This is a genomic window from Falsiroseomonas sp., from assembly GCF_051859025.1.
GTDB lineage: Bacteria > Pseudomonadota > Alphaproteobacteria > Acetobacterales > Acetobacteraceae > Falsiroseomonas.
Map to the genome: position 1 here is coordinate 113741 of NZ_JBHYGL010000034.1, position 24349 is coordinate 138089.

Below are 24349 nucleotides of genomic sequence, written 5' to 3' on the forward strand. Positions count from 1 at the left end.
CACCGCCCCCCGGCGCCGGAACGCAACCATGATGCCATGGCATGCCCGTCACTTGCCAGCATCCGTTGAGAGCGCGCTTCAACAGGAAGGCCTGTTCGGCGCCGGGTCGCGGCCCGGTGGCGGTTTGCGTCCTGCGCACAAATCGGCGATTGGGTGGTCCTTCGAGGCCAAAGCGACCCGCATGGCCACGGCGCCTTGTGGCCCCCGGTTGCACCGCCTATGGTGGGTCGCCCCGGTGGCGTCAGCCGCTGGTGGGGTCCTTGTGTTCGCGCGGCCGCCCGGCCCGCATCTCGCCGCGAGATCGCGGCCGGTGATGCGCCAGTGGTGGCCTTAGTCCTGGCATGGTGATGGGGCGCCGCCCCTCATCGCATTTCGCCAGGTGCCGCGGCCCCCGATCCCGCCGGCGCGGCGCATGCGGCGCATCCTTCCTGCTGGCTGACCCCTGGACTTCCCCGGGGGACACGGTTCGGGGCGATGCGTTCCATGCCCACGCCGCCCGCCCGATTGCGCCTGCAACCGGCGCCCCCGCCTGGACCTCACGTCCGGGAGACCAGCTCAAGGGGGCTGCCGATTGAAGGGTTTCCGGGGCAGCGCGAGGCGCGCCCGCCGGGAACGGTCTGCCAGGGGTCACTCCCGGGCCAATCGTTCCCAATGAACCCAACAGGGTCGTGCCGCCAGGCCGACCCGCCGAGAAGAGGACCGGATCGCCGCCGCATGGAAACTCTCCTGCCGCGATTCCGTCGCTTCCCGGGCCCCGCCACCACCTGCCGCCGCTGCCGGCCACTGGGCGGAAACCCAGGCCAGCGCGGTGCGGAGTCCCCTCACCCATGACCAAGCGCATGCTGATCGACGCATCACACCCGGAAGAGACCCGGGTGGTGGTGCTGGACGGCAACCGGCTCGAAGCCTTCGACATCGAGTCGGCCAACAGGATGCCCCTCAAGGGCAACATCTACCTCGCCCGCGTCGTGCGGGTCGAACCCAGCCTCCAGGCCGCCTTCGTCGAATACGGCGGCAACCGGCACGGCTTCCTCGCCTTCGGCGAAATTCACCCCGACTACTACCAGCTTCCCGTCGCCGACCGGCAGCGCCTCATCGAGATGCAGCAGGCCGAGGCGCTTGAGGAGCAGGAGCGCGAGGACGCCGAGGACGCGGCGCGCGACATCGATGCCGCGCTGAACGGCGCGCTCGAAGCCGCCGCGACCGCGGAGCTGGAGGCCGAGGCCGCGGAGCCGGATGCCCCCGCGGAGGTCCGGCATGAGGAGGTCTCGGCCGAAGCGGCGCCGGACGCCCCCGCTCCCGAGCCCGCCGAACAGCCCCATGCGACCCCCGTCGAGCAGAGCGCGGAGGCGGCCGAGGCCGCCGCCGACGACGCCTATGCCGCCGCGGCCGAACGCGACGCCGCCGAAGCCGCTGCCGATGCGGCGGAGGATGCGGCCCGCGACGACCAGAATGGCAGCCAGGAAGACCGGGGCCAGGACGAGTACGAAAGCGTCGGCAACGCCGATGCGCCCCCGCCGGAGACGGTCGGCGGCACGACGGAGGATGACGCGCGCGAACGCCGCATCCCGCCCCGCTTCCTGCGCCACTACAAGATCCAGGAAGTCATCAAGCGCCGGCAGATCATGCTGATCCAGGTGGTGAAGGAGGAGCGCGGGTCGAAGGGCGCGGCGCTGACCACCTACATCTCGCTGGCCGGCCGCTTCTCCGTGCTGATGCCGAACTCGCCCCGTGGCGGCGGCGTCTCCCGCAAGATCACCTCGGCCGCGGACCGCAAGCGGCTGCGGGAGATCATCGACGAGCAGGGCCTGCCGCAGGGCATGTCCCTCATCGTCCGCACCGCCGGCGCGGCCAGGCCGAAGCCCGAGATCAAGCGGGATTGCGAATACCTGCTGCGGCTGTGGGACGGCATCCGGGAGCGCACCTTCGCCTCCTCCGCCCCCGCCCTGATCTATGAGGAGGCGGACCTCATCAAGCGGTCCATCCGCGACGTCTACGGCAAGGACGTCGAGGAAGTGCTGGTGGATGGCGAGGGCGCCTACAACGACGCCCGCGAATTCATGCGCATGCTGATGCCGGCCCATGCCAGCAAGGTCCGGCCCGTGCGGGACGGCGTGCCGCTGTTCGCCCGCCACGGCGTGGACGCGCAGCTGGACGCGATGCACAGCCCGACCGTGCAGCTGAAGTCCGGCGGCTACATCGTCATCAACCAGACCGAGGCACTGGTCGCCATCGACGTGAACTCCGGCCGCGCCACCCGCGACCGGCACATCGAGGACACGGCGCTGCGCACCAACCTGGAGGCGGCCGACGAGGTCGCGCGCCAGCTGCGTCTGCGGGACCTGGCGGGCCTCATCGTCATCGACTTCATCGACATGGAGTCGAACAAGCATGACGGGATGGTGGAACGCCGGCTCAAGGAAGCGCTGAAGCAGGACCGCGCCCGCATCCAGGTCGGCCGCATCAGCCATTTCGGCCTGCTGGAGATGTCGCGCCAGCGGCTGCGCCCCAGCGTCGTCGAACACGCCTATGTCGCCTGCCCGCATTGCCAGGGCCGCGGCCTGGTGCGCGGCGTGGAAAGCAGCGGCCTGCAGGTGCTGCGCGCGATCGAGGAGGAAGGCGCCAAGCGCCGCGCCGCCGAGATCGTCGTGCATGTCGCCATGCCGGTGATGCTGTGGCTGCTGAATCGCAAGCGCGAACGGCTCGGCCAGATCGAGCAGAAATACGCGATGTCGGTGCTGGTCCAGCCGGATGACACGCTGATCCCGCCCGCGCTGCGGATCGAACGCACCCGCGCCCAGAACCCCGACGCCATCGCCGAACGCCCCAGCGCGCTGCGCATGGACTACGCGCCGGAGCCGGAGGAGGCCGAGGTCGATACGCTGGAGGAGATGGAGGAGGAGGCCCCGCCCCCGCCCCGCCAGCGCGAGCCCCGCGAGCAGCGCGAACCCCGGCAGCCCCGCGAAGCCCGCGAACCGCGCGAGCCCCGAGGGGAATCGCGCGGGGAATCGCGCGGGGAGACGCGTGGTGAAGGCCGTGCCGAATCGGCCGAGGGACGCGCCCCGCGCGACGGTGCGCCGGAGGCCGAGGGCGAATCCACCGCCGAGGGCCAGCGCCGCCGCCGCCGCCGCCGCCGCCGTGGTGGCCGTCGGGAGGGCCTGGAAGGCCGCCCGGAAGGCTCGACCGAGGGTGGCGCCGAGGGCGTCAATGCCGAGGATGAGGGCGAGGACGACGAGGCGCCCGAGGTGACCGTGGCGGCCGAGGCGCAGCCCGCCGTCGCGGAAGCCCCGGCAGCGGAGGCCGTCGAGGCCACCACCGAGACCGCGGAGGATGAGGGCGCCGCCCGTCGCCGCCGCGGCCGTCGTGGTGGCCGCCGCCGGCGCGAGGGCGAGGAGGCCGTGGGCGATGAAGCCCCGATCGCCGCCGCCCCCCCGCCGCGCCGCGCGCCGACGCCGGCGGATCCCTTCGCCGGGCACATGGACGACATCTTCTCCGCCATGGAAGCGGCGGAGGAAGCGGCCGCCCGCGCCGTGACCACCCGTCGCCAGCCGATCGTGGCGCCGGCGCCCGTGGAAGCTGCGCCCGTGGAAGCCGCGGTGGTGGAAGCCCCCGCTGCCGAACTCCCCGCTGCCGAAGTCGCGCCGGTCTCCCAGGCGGCAGCGGAGGCCCCGGTGGTCGATGCCCCGGTGGGCGAGGCTGCGGTGGTCGAGGCTGCGGTCGCCGAAGCCCCCGCTGCCGAGGCGCCCGTCGCGGCGGTGGAGGCAAGTTTCAGCGCCAAGGCCGAGGCCAGCTTCACCCCGGCGGAGCCGCCCGCGCCGGAACCCGCCCCGGCACCGGCTGCCCCGACACCGGCTGCCCCGACACCGGCTGCTCCCGAAGCGCCGGTCGCGGCCCCGTCTGTCACGGAACCGGCGCCCGCCGTGCCCGAGGTCGTGGCCGCGCCGCCCGTCGCCCCGATCGTGCTGGGCGAGGGGACGGAGGCGGACCTCCCGCGCAAGCGGGGCTGGTGGCGCCGCTGATCCAACCACCTCCCGGGATTCGTTCCGGGATCGCCTGATCGAAGCCGCCGGGACCACCGTCCAGGCGGCTTCGTCGTTCCGGCATCCGGGCGGCACCGCTGCCTGCATGGCTGCCCTCCCGCCCCCCCGGTTGCGATGCCGCCGCCAACCGGTGATGGTGCGGCAGACCAGCCGGGAGAGCCGGCCCAGGGGGAGTGCATCGCGTGGCGCAGCTGACCGTCCTCGAGCCCGAGGGCATGTATCCCGACACGATCCTGGAGCAGGAGGTCCTCGGCCCGGCGGTGCAGGTGCTGCATGGCGGCGCGCCGCATACCGAATCGCTGGACATGCTGCCGGACGAGCTCTGCGCCCGCGTCGATGGCCTGCTGATCTTCCGCCACTGGCTCCGCCCGCAGCACATCGCCCGCTTCCCGAAGCTCAAGGTCGTGGTGCGCATGGGCGTGGGGTATGACCGGCTGGACCGCGCGGCCTGCGCGGCGCGGGGCATCACCGTCTGCAACGTGCCGGACTACGGCACGATGGAAGTGGCGGACCACGCAATGTCGCTGGTCCTGGCCCTGACCCGCGGCGTGATCCTGCACCACGACCTGCAGCGCGAATCGCCCCCGGCCGCCTGGCGCTACGTGGACAGCCCGCTGATCAAGCGCGCGCAGGAACAGGGCTTCGGTATCGTCGGCCTGGGCCGCATCGGCACCGCCGTCGCGCTGCGCGCCAAGGCCTTCGGCTTCAAGGTCCGCTTCTTCGACCCGAACCTGCCGAACGGCGTGGATCGCGCGCTCGGCATCCAGCGGGCGCGGTCGCTGGAGGAGCTGATGCGCGGCTCCGACATCCTCTCCATCCATGTGCCGGACACCCGGACCACGCGCGGGCTGATCGGTGCCAGGGAACTGGCCTGGCTGCCGCAGGGCGCGGTGGTGGTGAACACCGCGCGGGGCACCAGCCTCGACATCGATGCCGTGGAAGCGGCGCTGCGGTCGAACCACCTGGCCGGGGCCGGGCTTGATGTCATTCCGGTGGAACCGCCGGTGGACCCGGTGCCGGGGCTGCTGGCCGCCTATCGCGCGAAGGAGGAATGGCTCAAGGGGCGCGTTGTCATCACCCCCCACAGCGCCTTCCACACGCCCCATGCCTGGGACGACATCCGGCGGAAGAGCGCGGAGACGATGCGCGACGTCCTGGTTCTCGGCCTTGACACGAACGTGATCCGGCCCGACCAGGACTGAATGATGGGGCCGCGCGCCCGACGGAACGGGGTTGCACCCCTTGCCGATCGCAGGTTCAGGCCGCCACCAGGGCTGACAACCATGACGCGAAATCTACACGCCAGGCGGGAAGGTTTCAGTTTCGTTGAAAAAAAGAGATTGACGCGGTGCACACTGTGACACACTAATGTGTGCCGCGGGGAAGCTCCATCCGCTACCGGATTGACTTCCTTGCCAAGGAGATCAGCAGTTTGGCCCGCCAGCAGGCGAATATCTTCGGGTGGCGGGCATCTCCCTGGCGAGGGAAGCGATAGGCATGCACGTCTTCCTCGACATCTCCCGGTTGCTGAGCGTTGCGCACCGCAGCGCACCATCCGGTATCGACCGTGTCGAACTGGCCTATGCGCGGCACTGGGCGAATCTCGCCCCCTCTGAATGCACTTTCGTCGCGGAAGTTCCGCTGCTGGGCTTCGCCGCCCTGTCCGCCTCGCTCGTCCGTGAACTGGTGACGGCGCTGGAGGAGGCGTGGGAGAGCGGGACGCGCATCGCCACCGGCGCCGCGCGCCGCGCCCGCCTGTCCCTGCCCTTCGGCCGCGGCGCGCTGGTGGAAGCGCTGCGGCGGCCGGGCCCGAAATGCTTCCTGCTGGTCTCCCACCGGGCGCTGGAACGCCCCGCGCGGATCGCGGCGCTGCGCCGCCAGGGCTGCCATTTCGTGCCCCTGATCCATGACCTGATCCCGCTGCACCATCCCGAATTCGCCCGCGCCGGCCACGCGGAGAAGCACCGCCGCCGCATCGTCACGACCGCCGCGCTGGCGGACGCCATCATCGTCAACTCGGCCGCCACGGCGGCGGAGCTGATGCCCTGGCTCAGCGCCCGCCCCTCCCCGCCCCAGGTCGCGGTCGCGCCGCTCGGCGTCACGCCGCCGATGGTGGAAGCGCCGCCGGTCGCGCTCCGTCCCTATTTCGTCGTGCTCGGCACGATCGAGCCGCGGAAGAACCACCTGCTGCTGCTGAACCTCTGGCGGCAGCTCGCCAGCACCCATGGCGCGGCGGCGCCGCGCCTGGTCGTGGTCGGCCGCCGTGGGTGGGAGAACGAGAACGTGCTGGACATGCTGGAGCGCTGCAGCGCGCTGGATGGCCTGGTGCGCGAAGCCGGCCCGCTGCCGGACCGGGAGGTCGCGTCCCTGCTGCGTGGCGCCCGCGCCCTGCTGTTCCCCTCCTTCGCCGAAGGCTTCGGCCTGCCGCTGGCCGAAGCCCTGGCGCTCGGCGTTCCCGCCATCGCGTCCGATCTTGCCGCGCTGCGGGAAGTGGGCGGCGCGGTGCCGGACTACCTCGATCCGCTCGACGGCTCCGCCTGGCGCTCGGCAGTGCTGGACTACGCGCGGTCGGACAGCGTCGGCCGCCGCACCCAGATGGGCCGCCTGACCGGCTGGAAGCCGCCGAGCTGGGAACGGCATTTCATCGAGGTTGAACGGCTGATGGTGCGCCTCGCGCAGCGGCCCATCGGCCAGCCATCCCTGATCCCTGCCCTGCCGGCCATGGCGCGGCCGGAACCGGGCGTCGGGCGGCGCGATGAAGGCCATACCTGACATTGGGCGCCGCTTCGCCGGGCCCCGCCCCGTCCCGTCACCACCGCCTGCCGAAGACAGCCGACTGACCAGGGCGAGGGCGGCACGATGAGGATCGCCGATCGTCCAGAACGGACGACACGGCCCGGCGCCGCAGGGCCCGGCACGCCGAGCAATCGGAAGGGCGCCGCCAGGGCGGCCGCGCCGATCGCCATCGTGGGCGCGGGCTGCAGGCTGCCGGGCGCGCCGGACCTTGATGCGCTGTGGCCGATGCTGGCGGCCGGCACGGATGCCGTGACATCGGTGCCGGCCGAGCGCTTCGTGAAGGAAGCCTTCTTCCACCCGCGCCGCGACGAATACGGCCGATCCTACACCTTCGCCGCCGGTACCATCGGCGATGCGCGCGGCTTCGATGCCGGCGCCTTCGGCATCTCCCCGCGGGAGGCGGCGGAGATGGACCCGCAGCAGCGCCTGCTGCTGGAAGTGACGGCGGAGGCGCTGGAGGATGCGGGCTGGCGCCCCTCCGCCATCGCCGGCCGCGCGGTCGGCGTCTTCGTCGGCGGGTCGGCGACGGATTACGCGGAACTCCGCCTGCCCGACACCAGCGGCGCCGACCGCTACTTCATGACAGGCAATGCGCTGTCCATCCTGTCCAACCGCCTGACCAACGTCTTCGACCTGCGCGGCCCCGCGGAGACGATCGACACCGCCTGCTCCTCCTCCCTGGTCGCCCTCCACGCCGCCTGTGCGGCGCTGGCGGATGGGCGGCTGGAAGCGGCGGTGGTGGGGGGCGTGCAGATGCTGCTCTCCCCCTTCGCCTTCATCGGCTTCTCCCGCGCCGGCATGCTCTCCCCCACCGGGCGGTGCCGGGCCTTCGATGCGGCGGCGGATGGCTATGTGCGGGCGGAAGGCGCGGTGGCCCTGCTGCTGAAGCCGCTCGATGCCGCGCTCGCGGCCGGGGATGCGGTGCGGGGCGTCATCCTCGGCACCGGCGTGAACAGCGCCGGGCGCACCATCGGCCTGTCGCTGCCGAACCGGGAGGCGCAGGCGACCCTGATCCGCCGCGTCATGGCCGAGGCAGGCATCACGCCGGATGACCTCGCCTATTTCGAGGCGCATGGCACCGGCACCCAGGTTGGCGACCCGACCGAGGCCTGGGCGATCGGCCAGGCCGCTGCCGGCCGTGCCCGGCCACTGCCGATCGGTTCCATCAAGACGAATATCGGCCATCTGGAGCCCGCCTCCGGCCTGGCGGGCCTGCTGAAGGCGATGCTGGTGCTGGAACAGGGGCGCGTCCCGCCAACGCTGCACCAGGCCAACCCCAACCCGAACATCGATTTCGCCGCGCTGAACCTGCGCGTCGTGGGCGAGGCGGAGGCGCTGGACAGCCTGGCGCCGGGCAGCGTCGCCGGGGTGAATTCCTTCGGCTTCGGCGGCACCAACGCCACTGTCCTGCTGGGGCCGGCGCCGGCCCGCGCCGTGGTGCCCGCCGATGGCCGCCCCCTGGACCGCCCCCTGGCCCCCCCCCCGGGCGCGATGCCGCCGCTGGTGGTCTCCGCCCGATCCGCCGCGGCGCTGGCGGAACTGGCCGGGCGGTGGGAGGCGCGGCTGCGGGGCCAGGATGTCGCCGCCGCCGCCGCCCTGGCGCGCGGCGCGGCGCGATACCGGGACCTCCTGCCCCACCGGTTGGTGCTGCGCGGCGGGGATGGCGATGCGCTGGCCGCCGCCATCGCCGCCTGGCGCCGCCCCGCCGGCACGCCAGAAGGCCCGCCTGCAGATGGGTCCGCGCCTGGGACCGCGACCGGCACCGCGACCGGGGGCGTGGCCAGCGCGGCGCAGTCCTCGCCCGGCGGCACCTGCTTCGTCTTCAGCGGCAATGGCGCGCAGCATGCAGGCATGGCCCGCGCCGCGCTGGCCCATTCCGCCGCCTTCCGCCGGGCCTTCCGCCCCGTCGATGCCGCGCTGGCCCCCCTGCTCGGCTGGTCGCCGCTCGCGATGCTGCGCGCCGGCGTCTCCGCCGCCGATCTGGCCGCGACCGATGTCGCGCAGCCCCTGCTCTTCGCCATCCAGGTCGCGAGCCTTGGCGCGCTGGCGGCGCAGGGCATCCGCGCGGACATGGTCCTCGGCCATTCGGTGGGGGAGGTCGCCGCCGCCCATGCCGCGGGGATCCTCGACCTGCCGGCGGCCGCCCGGCTCGTGGTTGCGCGCAGCCGGCACCAGCAGCGGATGCAGGGCGTGGGGCGCATGGCGGCCCTCGGCGCCGCCGCCGCCGATGCGGCCGCGATGATCGCCGAACTCGGCCCGGAAGCGGCGGGGCTGGAAGTCGCGGCCCTGAACGCCCCGGCTTCCGTCACCCTGGCCGGCCCCGGCCCCGCGCTGGCGGCGCTGCGGCCCCTGGCGGAAGGGCGGCGCCGTTCCTTCATCCCGCTCGACCTTGACTTCGCCTTCCACAGCAGCGCCATGGACCCGGTGCGGGACGGCCTGCTGGCCGACCTGGCCGATCTCGCGCCAGGGGCCGGGCGGCTGCCCATGGTCTCCACCGTCACCGGCCAGGCTCTGGACGGTGTGGCGGCGGGGGCGGCCTATTGGTGGGGCAACCTCCGCCAGCCCGTGCTGTTCGAAGCCGCGCTGCGTACCGCGCTGGACCGCGGCGCCCGGCTGTTCGTCGAAATCGGGCCGCACCCCGTCCTGCAATCCTACATGCGGGAGACGTTCCGCGCCGCCGCGGTGGAGGCCTCGCCCCTGGCCACGCTCAGCCGGCGCGACGCGGCGGGGCAGGACCCCTTCCCTGGCATCGCGGACCGCCTGGTGGCGGGCGGTGCCGATCCGCGCGGCGGCCCCGCCTTCCGCGCCCCCCGTTCCGGCAACCCGGCCGCGCGCCGCCTGCCGCTGACGCCCTTCGACCGCAGGCCCACCTGGCATGCCGCCACGGTGGAAAGCGCGCGGCTGGTGGACCCGGACCAGGATCACCGGCTGCTCGGCTTCCGGCGGGGCAGCGAGCCCGGCACCTGGTCCCGCGCGCTCGACACCGACCTGGAGCCCTGGCTGGCCGACCATCGCCTGGGCCCCGATGCCGTGCTGCCGGCCTCCGCCATGCTGGACATGGCCCTGGCCGCCGCCCGAACCCGCCACCCCGAGGCCGTCGCGCTGGAAGTGGCGGAATTCCGCATCCTCCGCCCCCTGGCGCTGGAGCCCGGGCGGACGCGGGAAGTGCGCAGCACGCTGGATGCCGCGGGGGCCTTCCGCCTGGAAAGCCGCCGCCGCCTGTCCGGCGACGCCTGGGCCCTGCATGCGGAAGGCGAGGCCCATGCGGTGACCGCCGCAGCCCTTGCCCTGCCGCCGGGCGGAGCCCTGTCCGATGCCGTGGTGATCGACGGCGCCGCCATCCGCGGCCTGGCCGCCAGCCTCGGCCTGACCTACGGCCCCGCCTTCTCAGCGGTCGAACGGGTGGAGGCCAGCCTGCGCGCGGCCGATGGGCTGGGCCGCGCCCTGGTGCGCCTGGCGCTGCCGGACGCAGCCCCCCCCGATGCCGGCTTCCTGCTGCATCCCTCGCGCCTCGACGGCGCGCTGCAGGGCCTGTTCGGCCTGCTGGGGGAGGCTGGCCTGCCACCGGGCATCGGGCTTGCCCCCGTGCGCTTCGCCCGGGTGGTCGCGCGCCCGGGCGCCGTGCCGCCGGTGCTGGCGGAGGTGTCGCTGGTCCGTCGCGGTGCCCGGTCCGTCACCGCGCGCGCCGTGCTGCGCGATGCCGCCGGCCAGGCCGTGGCGCGGGTGGAAGGCGCTGTGTTCCAGATGTTCACGCAGATGTTCGGCCAGGCCGGCGCGCCCCCCGCCGCCGATGCCGCCTGGCGCATCGCACTCGCCCCCGCCGCGGAAGGCGCGCCGCCCGCCCCCGCTTTGGCCCCGGCCCTGGAAGCCGCACGGGCCGCCGCCGCGGGGATGGACCTGACGGAAGCCGCCCTGCTGCTGGAAGCGCATGTCGCCGCGGCCGCGCAGGCCTTCTACGCCGCCGATCCCGCCCATGCCGACGCACCGCCGGAGGCATCGCCCTACCACGCCTTCCTGCGCCGGGCGCTGATTGAGGATGGCGCGGCGGAGCCGCTGGCCCGCGGCGGCATCCGCCTGCTGCCCGATAGCGCCCTGCCGCCGGCCGAGGCCATCTGGCGTTCCGTGCTGGCGGAACAGCCGGGCCTGGCGCTCGACCTCGCCTGGATCGCCGATTCGGCGGAACGGCTGCCGGACGCGCTGCGCGGCCACATGCGCGATCCCGCGCCGCCGCCGGCCGAGGGACTGGCCATGGCGCAGCTGGCGGAGGCCGTCGCCGCCGCGGTGGGTGCCCTGGCCGCCGCCTGGCCGGAAACAAGGCCCATCCGTATCCTCGAAGTCGGCACCGCCGGAGGCGTGCTGGCGCGCCGCGTGCTGGCGCGGATCGCGCCGCTGGGCCGCGCCCTGGTCTATGTGGCGGCCGGCGATGGCCATGTCGCCCTGCCCGCCCTTCCGCCGGGCCTGCCTGCGGGCAGCGCCCTGACGGGTGCCGTGTGGGACCCGCTCTCCGATGCCCCACCGCCGCTGGTCGCGGACCTCGTCATCGGGCTGGCCCCGGCGGCCCGCGCCCGGGCCGGGGTCGCGATGGCGGCGGCGCTGCGACGGGCACTGGCGGAAGGGGGCGCGCTGCTGCTCGCCGAACCCCTGCCCGGCCGCGTCTGGACCTTCGTCTGCGGCCAGGACCCGGCCTGGTGGAGCGGCCTCGGCCCCGATCCCGCGGGATCGGGCGGCGGGTCGCTGCCGGACGCCACGCTCTGGACAGGCCGCCTGGCCGATGCAGGCTTCCGGGCCGTGGCGGCGGAACCGCTGGGCTGTGCGCCCTGGCCCGCCTTGCTGCTGGTGGGCGAGGCCCCCCCGCCCCCCGCCGCCGCCCCGCCCGCGCCGCCGCGGACCCTGCTGCTGGCGGACCCCGCTTCCCTGCCCCTGGCCGATGCCCTGGCCGCCCGCCTGCTGCGCCGCGGCGGCAGCGTGGCGCGCGGCGTGCTGGGCGCCGCCATCGATGCCAGCGCGCTCAGCGGCGTGCGGCTGCTGTGCTGCGCCAGCCCGGACGCCACCAGCCTGCCCGGCACCCTCGCCGCGATCACGCGCCTGGCGGAAGCCGCGCAGGGCCAGGCCAGCGGCTTCATCCTGGCCACCAGCGGCGGCCAGCAGCCCGCCGAGGGCCAGCACGTCCCGGAAGCCGCCGCGCTGCTCGGCCTGATGCGCGTCCTGGCGAATGAGATGCCGTCGCTGCGCCCCCGCCGCATCGATGTCGCCCCCGGCATGGCGCCGGCCGCCGCGGCGCGGCGCCTGGCCGCCGAACTCGATTCGCCGGCGGCAGAGGCGGAGGTCACGCTCGGCCCCGACCAGCGCCTGGTTCCGCGCCTGCAGCCGGTGGTGCCGCCGCCGCCGGCCGGTCCCCTCATGCTCGGCATCGGCCAGCCCGGCCGGCTGGGCACGCTGCGCTGGGAAGCCATGCCTGGCCTCCCGGCTGGCCGCGCACCCGGCCCCGGGGAAGTCGCGATCGCGGTGGAGGCCGCGGGCCTCAATTTCCGCGACCTGATGTGGGCGCAGGGCCTGCTGCCGGAGGAAGTGCTGGAAGCCGGCTTCGCCGGCCCCACCCTTGGCATGGAATGCGCCGGCACGGTCACCGCCGCCGGCCCCGGTGTCGCGATCCGGCCCGGCACGCGCGTCTTCGGCTTCGCCCCCGCGGCACTCGCCGCCCGCGCCATCACCCGGGTGGAGGCGATCGCGCCGCTGCCGGATGGGCTGAGCGCCGAGGAAGCCGCGACCATTCCCGTCGCCTTCCTGACCGCGCTGCATGCGCTGGAATCCTGCGCCGCGCTGCAGGCGGGGGAGGCGGTGCTGATCCATGGCGGCGCCGGGGGTGTCGGCCTCGCGGCGCTGCAGGTCGCGCAGCAGATCGGCGCCCGCGTGGCGATGACGGCGGGCAGCCCCGCCAAGCGCGCCTTCCTGCGCGCCGCCGGGGCGGAGCTGGTGCTGGACAGCCGCGACCCCGGCTTCGCCGACGCGCTGCGCGCCCAGTGGCCGGAAGGCGTGGACGTGGTCCTCAACTCCCTCGCCGGCGATGCGATGGAACGCAGCCTGTCGCTGCTGAAGCCCTTCGGGCGGTTCGTGGAACTCGGCAAGCGGGACTATGTGGAGAATCGCCGCGCGCCGATCCGCCCGCTGCGCCGCAATGCCAGCTACTTCGCCGTGGATGTGGACGAATTGCCGCGCGCCCGCCCCGGCGTCGCGGCGCGGCTGCTCGGCAAGGTGCGCGATGGCCTGCAGGATGGCAGCTTCCTGCCCCTGCCCCATGCCGCCTTCGGGCCGGAGGAGGTGGAAGCCGCCTTCCGCACCCTCCAGGCCTCCACCCATATCGGCAAGCTGGTGATCCGCCCGCCCGCGCCGCAGCCCGCCGCCGTCGCGCCCTGGGCGCCGCCGGCGGAGGCGACGATCGTCGTCGTCGGCGGCACGCGCGGCTTCGGCCTCGCCACGGCCAAGTGGCTGGCCGCGCAGGGCGCGCGCCATTTGGCCCTCATCAGCCGGCACGGCGCCATCGCCGCGGAGGCATCCGGCGAACAGGCGAATGCGCTGCGCGACCTGGCGGCGCTGGGCGCCCGCGCCGCCATCCATGCCTGCGACGCCGCCGATCCGGATGCGTTGGCGGCGACGCTGGCGCGCATCAGGGCCAGCCGGCCGATCGGCGGCGTGGTGCATGCCGCCGCCGTGCTGGATGACGGCGCCGCCACCGCCATGGATGCCGCCCGCTTCCAGCGCGTGCTGGCGCCGAAGCTGGTAGCGGCGGAGAATCTGGACCGGCTGACGGCGGCGGACCCGCTGGCGCTGTTCCTGCTGTTCAGCAGCGCGACCACGGCCTTCGGCAACCCCGGCCAGTCCAACTACGTCGCCGCCAATGCAGCGCTGGAAGCCCTGGCCCGCCGCCGCCGCGCCGCCGGCCGCCCGGCGCTGGCCGTGGCCTGGGGGCCGATCACCGATGTCGGCATGCTCGCGGCCGATGGGGACAAGGCCGGCCGGCTCAACCGGCGCCTCGGCGTCGCCGCCATGACGGCGGCGGAATCGCTGGCCTTGCTGCCGGCGCTGCTGGCCGCGGGCGATGCCACGCCGATGGTGGTGCGCCTCGGCCCCGCCGAAGGCCGCCTGGCCCTGCCGATCATGCAGGAGCCGATGCTGGCCGCGCTGGCGGGCCCCGCCGCCGCCGCGCCGGCGCAGGAGGATCTGCGCGCCCACCTCGCCAGCCTGCCGCGGCCGGAGGCGGAGGCGCTGGTGCTCCGCCTGGTGCAGGAGGAGATCGCCCGCATCCTGCGCCTGCCGCCGGAAGGGGTCGGCGCCGATGCCGGGGTGACGGCGCTCGGGCTCGACAGCCTCGGCGCCATGGAATTGCGCGGCGGGCTGGAACAGCGACTCGGCGTGCAGGTCGCGCTCTCCGCGCTCAGCGAGGAGTTGACGGTGGGGGCCCTGGCACGGCAGATCGCCGCGGCGGCCATCGCGCAGCCGGACACGGAAGCCACCATCTCCACCCTGATGGAAGCCTTCGAACCTCAGCGAAGCGATATCCGCGCCGCGGAATGAGGGGCGACACCACCGGCCCAGGCCCGGCCGCACAGCACCTGAGGGGTTCGGCACGCGACCATGGCAGTGACGCCACACCCGGATGGCGCACAGCGCCACCTTCCCTGGCCCGGCGCACAGCGCCAACGTCCCTTTCCCGGCGCGCAGCGCCACCACCGGTCGGCCGAGGCCTGACGCATGGTCCGGGGACACGGCTTCGGCCTTTCCGCCACCGCGCGGCTCGCGCTGGTGCAGCGCCTCGCCCGGCGGCGAGAGGGGCAGGACGCGCAGGGCACGACGGATGGGCGTGGCTTCAGCAGCATCCAGAACCTGCGCGACTGGGGCCTGGTGCAGGAAGGGATGGCGGCGCTCGGCATCGAAAGCCCCTTCTTCCGCGCCCATGAAGGCCGTGCCGGCGCGCACAGCCTGATCGGCAACCGGGACGTCATCAATTTCGGCTCCTACGATTATCTCGGCCTCAACGGCGACCCGCGGCTGCACCAGGCGGCGGCGGCGGCGATGGCCCGCTACGGCATCTCCGCCTCGGCCTCCCGCCTCGTCTCGGGCGAAAGGCCGGTGCATGGGGCGCTGGAAGCGGCGCTGGCGCGGCATTACGGGGCGGAAGCCGCGCTCGCCTTCGTCAGCGGGCATGCCACCAACGTCACCGTCATCGGCCACCTGATGGGCCCGCGCGACGTCATCGTGCACGACGCCGCCATCCACAACTCCGCGGCCGAGGGCGCCAAGCTGTCCGGCGCGCGCCGGGTCACCTTCGCCCACAACGACGCCCGCGCGGCGGAACGCGAACTGGCCGCCGCACGTCGCGGCGCCGCCCGCGCCCTCCTCATCGTCGAGGGGCATTACTCCATGGACGGGGATGTCCCGGACCTCGCCGCCTTTGTCGCCATGGCGCGCAAGCATGATGCCTGGCTGATGGTGGATGACGCGCACGGCCTGGGCGTGGTCGGCGCCACCGGCCGTGGTGCCTTCGAGGCCGCCGGCATCGATCCCTCGGAGGTCGACATCTGGATGGGCACGCTGTCCAAGACGCTCTGCGCCTGCGGCGGCTACATCACCGGCCGGGCCGATTTGATCGACTGGATGCGTCACACCGTGCCGGGCTTCGTCTATTCGGTGGGCCTGGCGCCGCCGCTGGCCGCCTCCGCCCTCGCGGCGCTGGAGGTGATGCAGGCGGAGCCCTGGCGGGTGGGGAAGCTGCAGGCGAACGCCACGCTGTTCCGCGACCTCTGCCGCGCCCGGGGCTTCGATACGGGGGCCTCCGCCGGCCTCGGCATCGTGCCCGTCGTGCTGGGCAGTTCGGTGCGCGCCGTCCGCGTTTCCGCGGCCCTGCTGGAGCGCGGCGTGAACGCGCTGCCGATCATCTTCCCCGCCGTGCCGGAAAAAGCCGCGCGGCTGCGCTTCTTCATCTCCGCCGAGCATGAGGAACGCGACATCCGCGACGCCGTCGCCGCGCTGGTGGCGGCGAATGACGGTATCTCCCCCGCCGATCTCGCGGGGTGATCGAGACCCGGCCGCCCCGGGGCCGCGCGGAGGAAGCCGCCTTCCACGCCTTGCCCGCGCGCCTGCAAGGAGCCGGCTGGGGCCCCCGGCTGCGGTGGGAGGAACGGCGCCTCTTCGCCCCCGCCACCAACGGCTTCCTTGCCACCCATGACGTGGCGCGGTTCCTGGCCTGGCGGGATGGGCGCGCGGTGGGGCGGATCGCCGCCTGCGTGCCCCACGACCCCGCCGCCCCCGCCACCTTCGGCTTCCTGGCGGTGGAGGAGGATGCGGCGGTGCTGCGGGCGCTGCTGGATGCCGCCCGGGGCTTCGCGGCCGCCCACGGGCGGGATGCGCTGCTCGGCCCGCTATCCTTCACGATCAACCACGAGGTCGGCGCCCAGGCCGGCTTCTTCGACCGGCCGCCGATGCTGCGCATGCCGGCGACGCCGCCCTGGCTGCCCGCGGCGCTGGATGCGGCGGGCCTCCGGCCCGTGAAGGACGTGCTGGCCTGCACCGTGGACCTGGCCACCGAACGCCACCGTACCCGCTTCGCCCGCCTTGCCGCTGCGCGCGCCCCGGACATGGCCCGCCTGTCCATCCGCGGGCTTCGCCGGGCGGACTACGCGGCGGAGGTCCGGCTGGTGGCGGCGCTGTTCGACGATGCCTGGGCAGACAATTGGGGCGCCGTGCCACTCGGCCCGGCGGAGGTCGAGACGCTGGCCACGCTGCTCCGCCCCCTGCTGTGGCGGGGGCAGGTCTTCATCGCGGCCTGGGACGGCAAGCCGGTCGGGCTGCTGTCGCTGGTGCCGAACATCGATGCCGCCCTGCCGCGCGACGGCAGGCTGCTGCCCCTGGGCTGGGCCCGGCTGCTGGCCGCCCTGGCAGGGCGCATCCCGGCAGGCGCGGACCAGGCGCGGATCCCGATGCTGGGCATCACCCGCGCCTTCCGCCGCCACCCCGCCTCCGCCCTCGCCATGGGGGCGCTGCTGGATGCCGCCTTCGGGCTGGCGGCGCGCCGGGGATGGCGGCGGATCGAGATCTCCTGGATCCTCGAGGACAATGCCGCGATGCTCAACGCCATGGCGCGCCTGCCCGCGCCCGTCACCGGGCGCTGGCGGCTTTGGGCGATGCCCGCCCATTCGCCCACCGAGGGTTGAAGCACGACGAAACCGCTGCCGTGCCGAGTGGCATTGACAGGTGCCCCGCCGATGGTGGCTATGGCCCCAATGCTTCCGCCCGACGCCCTGCCGTCGGCCAGGATTCGCGGGGACATCGCCATCGCGGCGGCGCCACCGCGCCCCGGGCCGCGCCGTTTCCTGTTCCTGCAGGGACCGATCAGCCCCTTCTTCCTGGAGGTCGCGCGCGGCCTTGCCGCGCAGGGCCACGCCATCCACCGCATCCACCTCAGCTTCGGGGACCGGCTGTTCTGGGGGCGGGTGGAGGGGCAGCCGCCGGCGGCGCATTACCAGGGCCGCCCGGCGGATTGGCCGGCCTTCATCGCCGCCTACCTCGACCGCCACGGCATCACGGACATCCTCCTGCTGGGCGAGCAACGCGCCTATCACCGCGCAGCCATCGCCGCCGCTGCCACGCGCGGCATCGCCGTGGTGGTGACTGATTTCGGCTATTTCCGCCCGGACTGGATCACGCTGGAGCGCGACGGCATGGGCGGCGACAGCCGCTTCCCGCGCGACCCCGCGCGCATCACCGCCCTTGCGCGGTCCCTGCCCCCGGCGGACCTGACGGAGCGGCTGAAGGATGATTTCGGCCGCCAGGCCGCGTGGGACGTGATCTACAACCTGGCCAACCTGGCGCCCTGGCCCTTCCGCCACTACCGGTCCCACCAGCTGCACCACCCCCTGGCCACCTACTGGGGTATCGCCCGCCGCCTGCTGCGCCGGCGGGCGGAGCGGGCGGAAGGCGAAAGGGCGCTGGCCGCCATCGGCGACCGCCCCTTCTGGCTCTTCGCCATGCAGATGGAGACCGATTTCTCGGTCCGCGCCTATTCGCGCTACCCCGACCTCGACACCCCGATTACGGAGACGCTGCGCTCCTTCGCCGCCCATGCGCCGGCGGAGGGGCATCTGCTGGTCAAGGTCCATCCCCTGGACCCCTGCGTGAAGCGCTGGACGACGCGCATCGGCCGGCTGGCGGCGGCGGAGGGCCTCTCCGGGCGCGTCCATGTCGCCCACAATGGCAGCCTGGACGAGATGGTGCATGGCATGCGGGGGCTGGTCACGATCAACAGCACGGTGGGGCTGAAGGCCGTGGTGTTCGGCAAGCCGGTGAAGGCGCTGGGTATCGCGGTGTGGGACCTGCCGGGCCTGGCGCACCAGGGAACGCTCGACAGCTTCTGGACGGAAGCGGCCGCGCCCGATCCCGCCTTCCGCGCCGATTTCCTCGCCGCCCTGCAGGCGACGACGCAGCTGCGCGGCGTCTTCTATGGGAAGGAGGGACGCGCCGTCGCCGTCGCCGCCGCGACCCGCGCGTTGCACGAGGATCGCGTCGGTGCCTTCCTGCCGCCCGTCACGGTGCCGGGGGCGGCGCTTCCTCCGGGCTGACCCGGAAGCGCATCAGGCCCACCGCGCGGTCGCCGATCCAGGGCGGCAGCAGGCCCAGCAGCCGCATCCCCAGCGCCATGGGCCAGGGAAAGCCCAGGCGCGGCACGCCGACCAGCAGGGCGCGGTGCACCTTGCCCGCCGCTTCCTCCGTCCCCAGCAGCAGGGGGCGCGCGCCATGGAAGCGGTCGCCCATCGCGCTGCGGAAGAAGCCCGGGGTGATGACCGTGACGCAGATGCCCCGCCCCCGCTCCGCCGCGCGCAACCCCTCCCCCCAGGCGATCAGCCCGGCCTTGCTGGCGCAATAGGCCGGGAAATCCGGCAGGCCCCGGAAGCCCGCGATGCTGGCCACCAGCGCCACCTGCCCGGATCGCCGCGCCCGCATCCCCGGCAGCAGCGGCGCCACCAGGTTGATCGCGCCGACCAGGTTCACCATCACCTGCCGCGCAGCCGCCGCCCGATCCTCCGGCGTGCCATCGGGCGCGCGGCCGGCGGAGGTGCCGGCATTGGCGATGACCAGGTCCACCGGCCCCGCGGCCTCGAAGGCCGCCAGCGCCGCGGCGACGGCGGCCGCATCCGTCACGTCGAGCACGACGGCCTCCGCCAGGGCCCCGGCGGCCCGGCATTCCTGGGCCACCACTTCCAGCGCCGCTGCCGACCGGGCGAGCAGCAGCAGCCGCATCCCCGGCGCAGCGAAGCGCCGGGCGAGTGCCGCGCCCAGGCCGCGGGAGGCCCCGGAGATGACGACGCTGCGCGCTTCCTTCATCGCAACCCCCTGATCCGCGCGATGCCGCGCCTGAGCCAACCCTCCGCCGCGCGAATCGCGGACAGGCGGCCGGGCGGGAACAACCCCGGCTGCGCCATCCGGTCCAGCAGCACCTCCGGCGGGCAGGGCAGCAGCGTCAGCGGGTCGATGCAGCGGGGATAGAGGATCAGCGCCGCCGCGACGAGTTCGTCCAGCGTCGCCCGCCGCGTGCGGGGCGGCGCGCCGGAAGGCAGGGCGCCGCGATCCTGCGTCAGCCCCCAGCCCGCATAGAAGGGCATCCCCCAGCAGGTCACGGGCAGGCCGCGCAGCAGCGCCTCGAACCCCGTCAGGGAGGTCAGGGTATGCACGGCGTCCACCCGGTCCAGCAGCGCCGCCATCGGCGCCTGCTCCACCACCTGGTCGGCCAGCCCCGCCAGTTCCGCCTTCGGGATGCGGCCGCGGCGGAACCCGGCCTCGATGTCCGGATGGGGCTTGTAGACCAGGAAGGCATCGGGCTCCGCCGCCCTGACCGCCCGCAGCAGGTCGATGTTGCGGCGGATGGCGCCGCCGCCGAGTCGCACGGAGGCATCGTCCTCCACCTGCCCCGGCACCAGCACCACGCGCCGCCCCGGGGCCGCCGCGATCGCCGGAAGCGTGCCGCCGAGGTTGTACTTGGTGATGCCGCGCGCCACGACGGCTTGGCGCAGCGCCGCCGCGCGCACCAGCGTCTCCGGCGCGAAATCCCCGGCCTCGAGGAGGCGCGTGAGGTCGCTCGGCGCCGCCGGGTCGAAATAGGCCCCCCCGGCATCAAGCGCGAAGGACGCCCCGGGCCGGAAGGCTGCGCCGAGCCCGGCGGAGCGGATGAAGCCATCCTCCAGCCAGCGGAGTTCCACCCCCGCCGCCCGGCAGCGGTCCCGCAGGCCTGGCGGCGCGGAGGCCGCCCAGGCCAGCAGCGCCCCGCCCCGTGCCCTGGCGGCCGCCAGCGCCGGGGCCACGCGGCCGTGGAAGCTGGGCGCCGGGGCGCTGGAGGCCAGCAGCGCGCGCACCCGGTCCCGCTTGTAGGGGTGCACGCCGAGGCAGGCGGCGACGCCGCGCGCCTCCGCCTCCCGCTCCCGCCACAGCGCCAGGATCGACAGCGCGTGCCCGATCGAGCAGGGCTGCCGCGTGAAGGGGTCGGCGGCCCGGGTGGCGGCGAGGATGGAGGCCCAGGCCGCGACCGGATCAGCCCCGGCCAGCGGCCCATCCGCCACCCGCACCCCGGCGGCCAGCGCGAGCAGCGCCAGGGGCCGGGACGCACCATGGACCGAGGCGGCCGCATCCAGCAGCGTCCAGGGGGACAGGCGCCCCGGGATGTCCGAAGGGGTGGCCACGTCATCGGCGAAGGGATCCGCCGCCCGGAGCACGGCAGAGCCAGGGGGGGGCCCAGGATGCTCGCCGCCACCGATCACCAGCGCGGCACGCCCGGGCGGCAGGCCGATCGCCGCCGCGCCGGGGTCGTCCAGCCCCGGCGGCCCGCCAATCCGCCCCGCCGCGACCGCCGCCATCACCTGCCGGGCCAGGGCCAGGAACGGCACCGGCGCGGGGCGTGCGAGGGCGGCGCCGACGGGGTCCGGCCCCGGCCCCATGACCAGCAGGACCGGCACCTCGCGCCCTCCGAGGCGGGCGGGTTGGAAGGGGCCGGGGGTCCAGAGGAAGGGCGCGTCCATGCCCTCCGCCGCCACGTCAGGCGGCCCTTCGCCGGCGGGCAGCAGCTGTCGTCCGGGCCAGAAGGCGGGCAGGTGCGGCAGCGCCGCCAGCGCCGCCGCCGGCACGCGCAGCGGCCCCAAAGGCGGACCGGGGGGCGGACCGTAGGGGGTTGGGGATAGGTCTTGTTCCGGCACACCGGCAGCCTAGCATCCGGCGTCCCATCGGGCGCCCCCCGGCGTCGCCCCCCCGTAGTCGCCCCCCCGGCCCGCCCCCCCGGGGCGGCCGTTTCGAGGGTGGTTTGCGTTTTGCGTCAGCCGGGTAGTTCCGCTAAACTCCGCTCCCATGAAGCAAGCCATCGTGATTGGAAGCTCCTTGGCCGAGCCGTGCCAGGGCGGGCGGGCTGCATCTCGCCAGGGCAGGCTGGGCCTGGCCATGGGCCTGCTGGCTACCATCCTGGTGCTGCCGGGCTGCGCCGGCCTGACGGCAGCCTGGCCCTTCAGCCGCCAGGCGGCGGCACCCGCCGCCCCCCCGGCCGCGGCCGTGCCGGCCGACCCGGTCCTTGCCTTCGCGGCCCGGGCGCAGCCGGGATCCCAGGACCGCATCACGCTGGCGGATGGCCAGTCTGCAACCGCGCGCCTGGTGCGCGCCTACAACGCCGCCAGCGGCCGGGAATGCCGCGAAGTGGCCGTCGTGACCTCCGCGGGCGAAAGGGCGCGCGTCATCTGCGCGACGCCCGAGGGCAGCTGGGCGGAGACGCGGATGCTGCTGCGCGGCGGCGGGATCCCCCGTCCGTGAGCAGCACGGCCGGCGACGGGATCGGCCTGCCGGAACGCCCCCGGGGCATCGCCCTCATCAGGAAGGGCTTCCGGATCCAGGGCCGCGTGATCCACGCGCTGGCGATGCGGGAACTGTCCACGCGCTTCGGCCACAGCCAGCTGGGCTTCGTCTGGCTGGTGCTGGAACCGCTGATGCTCGCCTCGGCGATCGGGCTGATCCACTACGTCTGGCATCCCGACGGGAAGGGCGACATCCCCGTCTTCCTCTTCTACATCGTCGGCTACGCGCCCTACTTCGCCTTCCGCGCCATCATCAACCGATCGACCTCCGCCTTCGAGGCGAACATGACGCTGATGTACCATCGCCAGGTCCGCCTGACCGATGTGATCATCGCGCGAAACCTGCTGGAAGCCGGGGCGGTCCTGGCGGTGCTGGTGCTGGTCGTCGGCGGCGCATCCTGGCTCGTGGACATGGTGCCGGCGGACATCCCGCTGCTGGCCCTGGGCCTGCTGCTGATCTTCCTGTTCGCCAACGGGCTGTCCATGCTGGCGGCAGCCGCCTCCGCCCGGTGGGAGGTCGTGGACCGCCTCGTCCACCCCCTGACCTACCTCTCCCTCCCGATCTCGGGCGCCTTCATCCCGCTGGAAAGGCTGCCGCCGAGCTGGCGGGAGGTGTTCCTGTGGAACCCGCAGGTCAGCATGCATGAGATGGTGCGCGAAGGCATGTTCGGAGAGCTGACCGCAACCTATTTCGACACGCAATATGCGATCACCTGTGTGGTGATCCTCAACCTGCTCGGCCTTGCCGCGCTCCGGGCCGTGCGGCCCAAGCTCGAATTCTGACGGGCCGGCCGGTGATCATCCTCGACAACGTCTCCAAGCACTACGAGGTGCGCGGCGGCAGCCGGAAGACGGTGCTGCGCAACGTCAACGCGGTGATCCGCCCGGGCGATGCCGTCGGCATCCTGGGCCGCAACGGCACCGGCAAATCCACCCTGGTGCGCATGCTGGCCGGGGTGGAACACCCCTCCGCCGGCCGTATCGAACGGCGGATGTCCGTCTCCTGGCCCCTGGCGCACGGGATCGGCCTGCAGGCGGCGCTGACGGGCGCCGACAACGCGCGATTCATCGCCCGGATCTACGATCACGACGTGCGGGACGTGCTGGACCAGGTCGAGGATTTCGCCGAGCTCGGCAGCTACATGCACATGCCTGTCCGCACCTATTCGGCCGGCATGATGGGGCGCCTGCTGCTCGGCCTGTCCTTCGCGGTGGATTTCGACTGCTACCTGATCGACGAAATCACCGCGGCGGGCGATGCACGATTTGTCGCCCGCGCCCAGGAAAAGCTGTCACAGAAGACCCGGGGCCGTACACTGGTCCTGGTCAGCCATGTGCCTGAACATCTGAAGATCTACTGCCGGACCGCAGCGGTGCTGAACCATGGCAGCCTGACCTTCTTCGAGGACATCGATGAAGCTGTCGCCACCTATAAGGCCCTCTGAAACCCTTCCCGCCACGGGGGTCGAGGAACAGCGCCTGCCGCCCCGCGTGGCGCAGAAGGGACGCAGGCAGCGAAGCCTGCTGCCCAAGACCGCCATGGGCTGGTACCTGCTGCTGGTCCTGCTGCCGACGCTGCTGGTCGGCACCTACTACGTCACCTACGCCGCGGACCTCTACGAATCGGAATCGCGGCTTCTCGTCCGCGGCCGCGGGGCGAGTGGCGGCAACGCCGCGGGCGGCATCATGGCTGCCGTCACCGGCGGCGGCGGCCGCGGCGGCATGGACGAAGCACGCGCCGTGGCGGCCTACATCGACAGCCTCGATGCGCTGGCGGGATTGCGCCAGTCGCTCGACCTCGTCGCCATCTGGCGGCGGCCAGAGGCCGACCTGGTCTCCCGCCTCCGCTCGGAGGATCCGGCGGCCGAGCGCCTCCTCCGCTATTACCGCGGTCGCGTGACGGTCAATTACGATATCGAGACAAACATCACCACGCTGCGCGTCCTCGCCTACCGCCCCGGCGACGCCAAGGATATCGCGGAGGCGCTCATCGCCCTGTCGGAGAACCTGGTCAACCGCTTCTCCGCCCGCACTGCGGCGGACACCATCCGCGTGGCGCGGGAGGAGGTGGACATCGCCGAACGCCGCGTCCTCGCCGCCCGCGAAGCCCTCAATACCTTTCGCGAACGCGAACAGGCGCTCGACCCCACCCGCACCGCCGGCGCGGCAGTGGAGAATGTCTCCCGGCTCGAAGGCCTGCTGACGCAGGCGCGCGCGGAGTTGCAGGAAAAGCGCGCTTTCATGCGGCCGGACAACCCGCAGATCCAGGTGCTGAACAACCGCATCGCCGCCCTCATCGCGCAGATCGGCGCCGAACGCGCACGCTCCACGCGCGGTGAGGAAGGGCTCACCCAGCAGCTTTCCGGCTATGAACGCCTGCAGCTGGAACGCGAATTCGCGGAAAAGCAGCTCACCTCCGCCATCAGTTCGCTCGAGAATGCGCGCGCCGACGCCCAACGCCAGGCCGTGTTCCTGATGCGGGTGGTGGAGCCCAACCTGCCCGAGCGCGCCCTCTACCCCAAGGCACGATTCAACACCCTCACCGTCTTCGCCGGGCTGACGATCCTGTTCGGGATCGGCTGGCTGATGGTGGCGGGCGCCCGGGAACATGCGAGCTGACATGACGGATACTGCCTC

General features: G+C 73.8%; 13 protein-coding genes. 11 read left to right on the top strand and 2 right to left on the bottom strand.

Annotated features, from left to right (window positions below):
- Positions 1-827: 827 nt before the first annotated feature.
- The 7 genes from ACTIE5_RS21640 (at position 828) to ACTIE5_RS21670 (ending at position 18448) form a co-directional block, all read left to right on the top strand.
- Entirely contained in the window at positions 828-4019 is a 3192-nt protein-coding gene (locus ACTIE5_RS21640; protein ID WP_439551801.1) for an Rne/Rng family ribonuclease, read from the top strand.
- A 203-nt stretch (positions 4020-4222) separates the two neighbouring features.
- Positions 4223-5242, top strand: coding sequence for a C-terminal binding protein (locus ACTIE5_RS21645; protein ID WP_439551802.1), 1020 nt, complete (start codon positions 4223-4225; stop codon positions 5240-5242).
- A 295-nt stretch (positions 5243-5537) separates the two neighbouring features.
- Positions 5538-6812: a glycosyltransferase family 4 protein gene (locus ACTIE5_RS21650; protein ID WP_439551803.1), complete on the top strand. Its 1275-nt coding sequence runs from the start codon at positions 5538-5540 to the stop codon at positions 6810-6812.
- Between the two features lie 87 nt (positions 6813-6899).
- Positions 6900-14408, top strand: a complete 7509-nt coding sequence (locus tag ACTIE5_RS21655; RefSeq protein WP_439551804.1) for an SDR family NAD(P)-dependent oxidoreductase — start codon at positions 6900-6902, stop codon at positions 14406-14408.
- Between the two features lie 177 nt (positions 14409-14585).
- Complete coding sequence (locus tag ACTIE5_RS21660; protein ID WP_439551805.1) at positions 14586-15908, top strand: aminotransferase class I/II-fold pyridoxal phosphate-dependent enzyme; 1323 nt, start codon at positions 14586-14588, stop codon at positions 15906-15908.
- On the top strand, positions 15905-17044 hold the full coding sequence (locus tag ACTIE5_RS21665) for a hypothetical protein (RefSeq protein WP_439551806.1): 1140 nt from the start codon (positions 15905-15907) through the stop codon (positions 17042-17044). The genes ACTIE5_RS21660 and ACTIE5_RS21665 overlap by 4 nt, the downstream gene beginning before the upstream one ends.
- A gap of 69 nt (positions 17045-17113) precedes the next feature.
- Positions 17114-18448 (top strand): capsular polysaccharide export protein, LipB/KpsS family, encoded by a 1335-nt coding sequence (locus ACTIE5_RS21670; protein WP_439551807.1) that lies wholly within the window; start codon positions 17114-17116, stop codon positions 18446-18448.
- Here ACTIE5_RS21670 and ACTIE5_RS21675 read toward each other — a convergent pair.
- A complete protein-coding gene (locus ACTIE5_RS21675; protein WP_439551808.1) occupies positions 18414-19211 on the bottom strand; it encodes an SDR family NAD(P)-dependent oxidoreductase in 798 nt (265 codons plus the stop codon). The genes ACTIE5_RS21670 and ACTIE5_RS21675 overlap by 35 nt on opposite strands.
- Complete coding sequence (locus tag ACTIE5_RS21680; RefSeq protein WP_439551809.1) at positions 19208-21001, bottom strand: capsular polysaccharide export protein, LipB/KpsS family; 1794 nt, start codon at positions 20999-21001, stop codon at positions 19208-19210. Before ACTIE5_RS21680 ends, ACTIE5_RS21675 begins: the two co-directional genes overlap by 4 nt.
- Positions 21002-21308: 307 nt before the next feature.
- Here ACTIE5_RS21680 and ACTIE5_RS21685 point away from each other — a divergent pair, with 307 nt between their 5' ends.
- Genes ACTIE5_RS21685 through ACTIE5_RS21700 form a run of 4 tightly spaced genes read left to right on the top strand, consistent with a single transcriptional unit; the run spans position 21309 to position 24331 of the window.
- On the top strand, positions 21309-21671 hold the full coding sequence (locus tag ACTIE5_RS21685) for a DVU3141 family protein (RefSeq protein ID WP_439551810.1): 363 nt from the start codon (positions 21309-21311) through the stop codon (positions 21669-21671).
- A complete protein-coding gene (locus tag ACTIE5_RS21690) occupies positions 21668-22495 on the top strand; it encodes an ABC transporter permease (RefSeq protein WP_439551811.1) in 828 nt (275 codons plus the stop codon). The genes ACTIE5_RS21685 and ACTIE5_RS21690 overlap by 4 nt, the downstream gene beginning before the upstream one ends.
- An 11-nt stretch (positions 22496-22506) precedes the next feature.
- Entirely contained in the window at positions 22507-23157 is a 651-nt protein-coding gene (locus tag ACTIE5_RS21695; protein ID WP_439551812.1) for an ABC transporter ATP-binding protein, read from the top strand.
- Positions 23126-24331 (top strand): capsule biosynthesis protein, encoded by a 1206-nt coding sequence (locus ACTIE5_RS21700; RefSeq protein ID WP_439551813.1) that lies wholly within the window; start codon positions 23126-23128, stop codon positions 24329-24331. The genes ACTIE5_RS21695 and ACTIE5_RS21700 overlap by 32 nt, the downstream gene beginning before the upstream one ends.
- The last annotated feature ends 18 nt before the right edge of the window (positions 24332-24349 follow it).

What these genes read in the sequence shown, in the direction of transcription:
- ACTIE5_RS21640 (WP_439551801.1), top strand. Translation starts at nt 828, where the DNA reads ATGACCAAGCGCATGCTGATCGACGCATCACACCCGGAAGAGACCCGG.
- ACTIE5_RS21650 (WP_439551803.1), top strand. Translation starts at nt 5,538, where the DNA reads ATGCACGTCTTCCTCGACATCTCCCGGTTGCTGAGCGTTGCGCACCGC.
- ACTIE5_RS21655 (WP_439551804.1), top strand. Translation starts at nt 6,900, where the DNA reads ATGAGGATCGCCGATCGTCCAGAACGGACGACACGGCCCGGCGCCGCA.
- ACTIE5_RS21660 (WP_439551805.1), top strand. Translation starts at nt 14,586, where the DNA reads ATGGTCCGGGGACACGGCTTCGGCCTTTCCGCCACCGCGCGGCTCGCG.
- ACTIE5_RS21670 (WP_439551807.1), top strand. Translation starts at nt 17,114, where the DNA reads ATGCTTCCGCCCGACGCCCTGCCGTCGGCCAGGATTCGCGGGGACATC.
- ACTIE5_RS21675 (WP_439551808.1), bottom strand. Translation starts at nt 19,211, where the DNA reads ATGAAGGAAGCGCGCAGCGTCGTCATCTCCGGGGCCTCCCGCGGCCTG.
- ACTIE5_RS21685 (WP_439551810.1), top strand. Translation starts at nt 21,309, where the DNA reads ATGGGCCTGCTGGCTACCATCCTGGTGCTGCCGGGCTGCGCCGGCCTG.
- ACTIE5_RS21700 (WP_439551813.1), top strand. Translation starts at nt 23,126, where the DNA reads ATGAAGCTGTCGCCACCTATAAGGCCCTCTGAAACCCTTCCCGCCACG.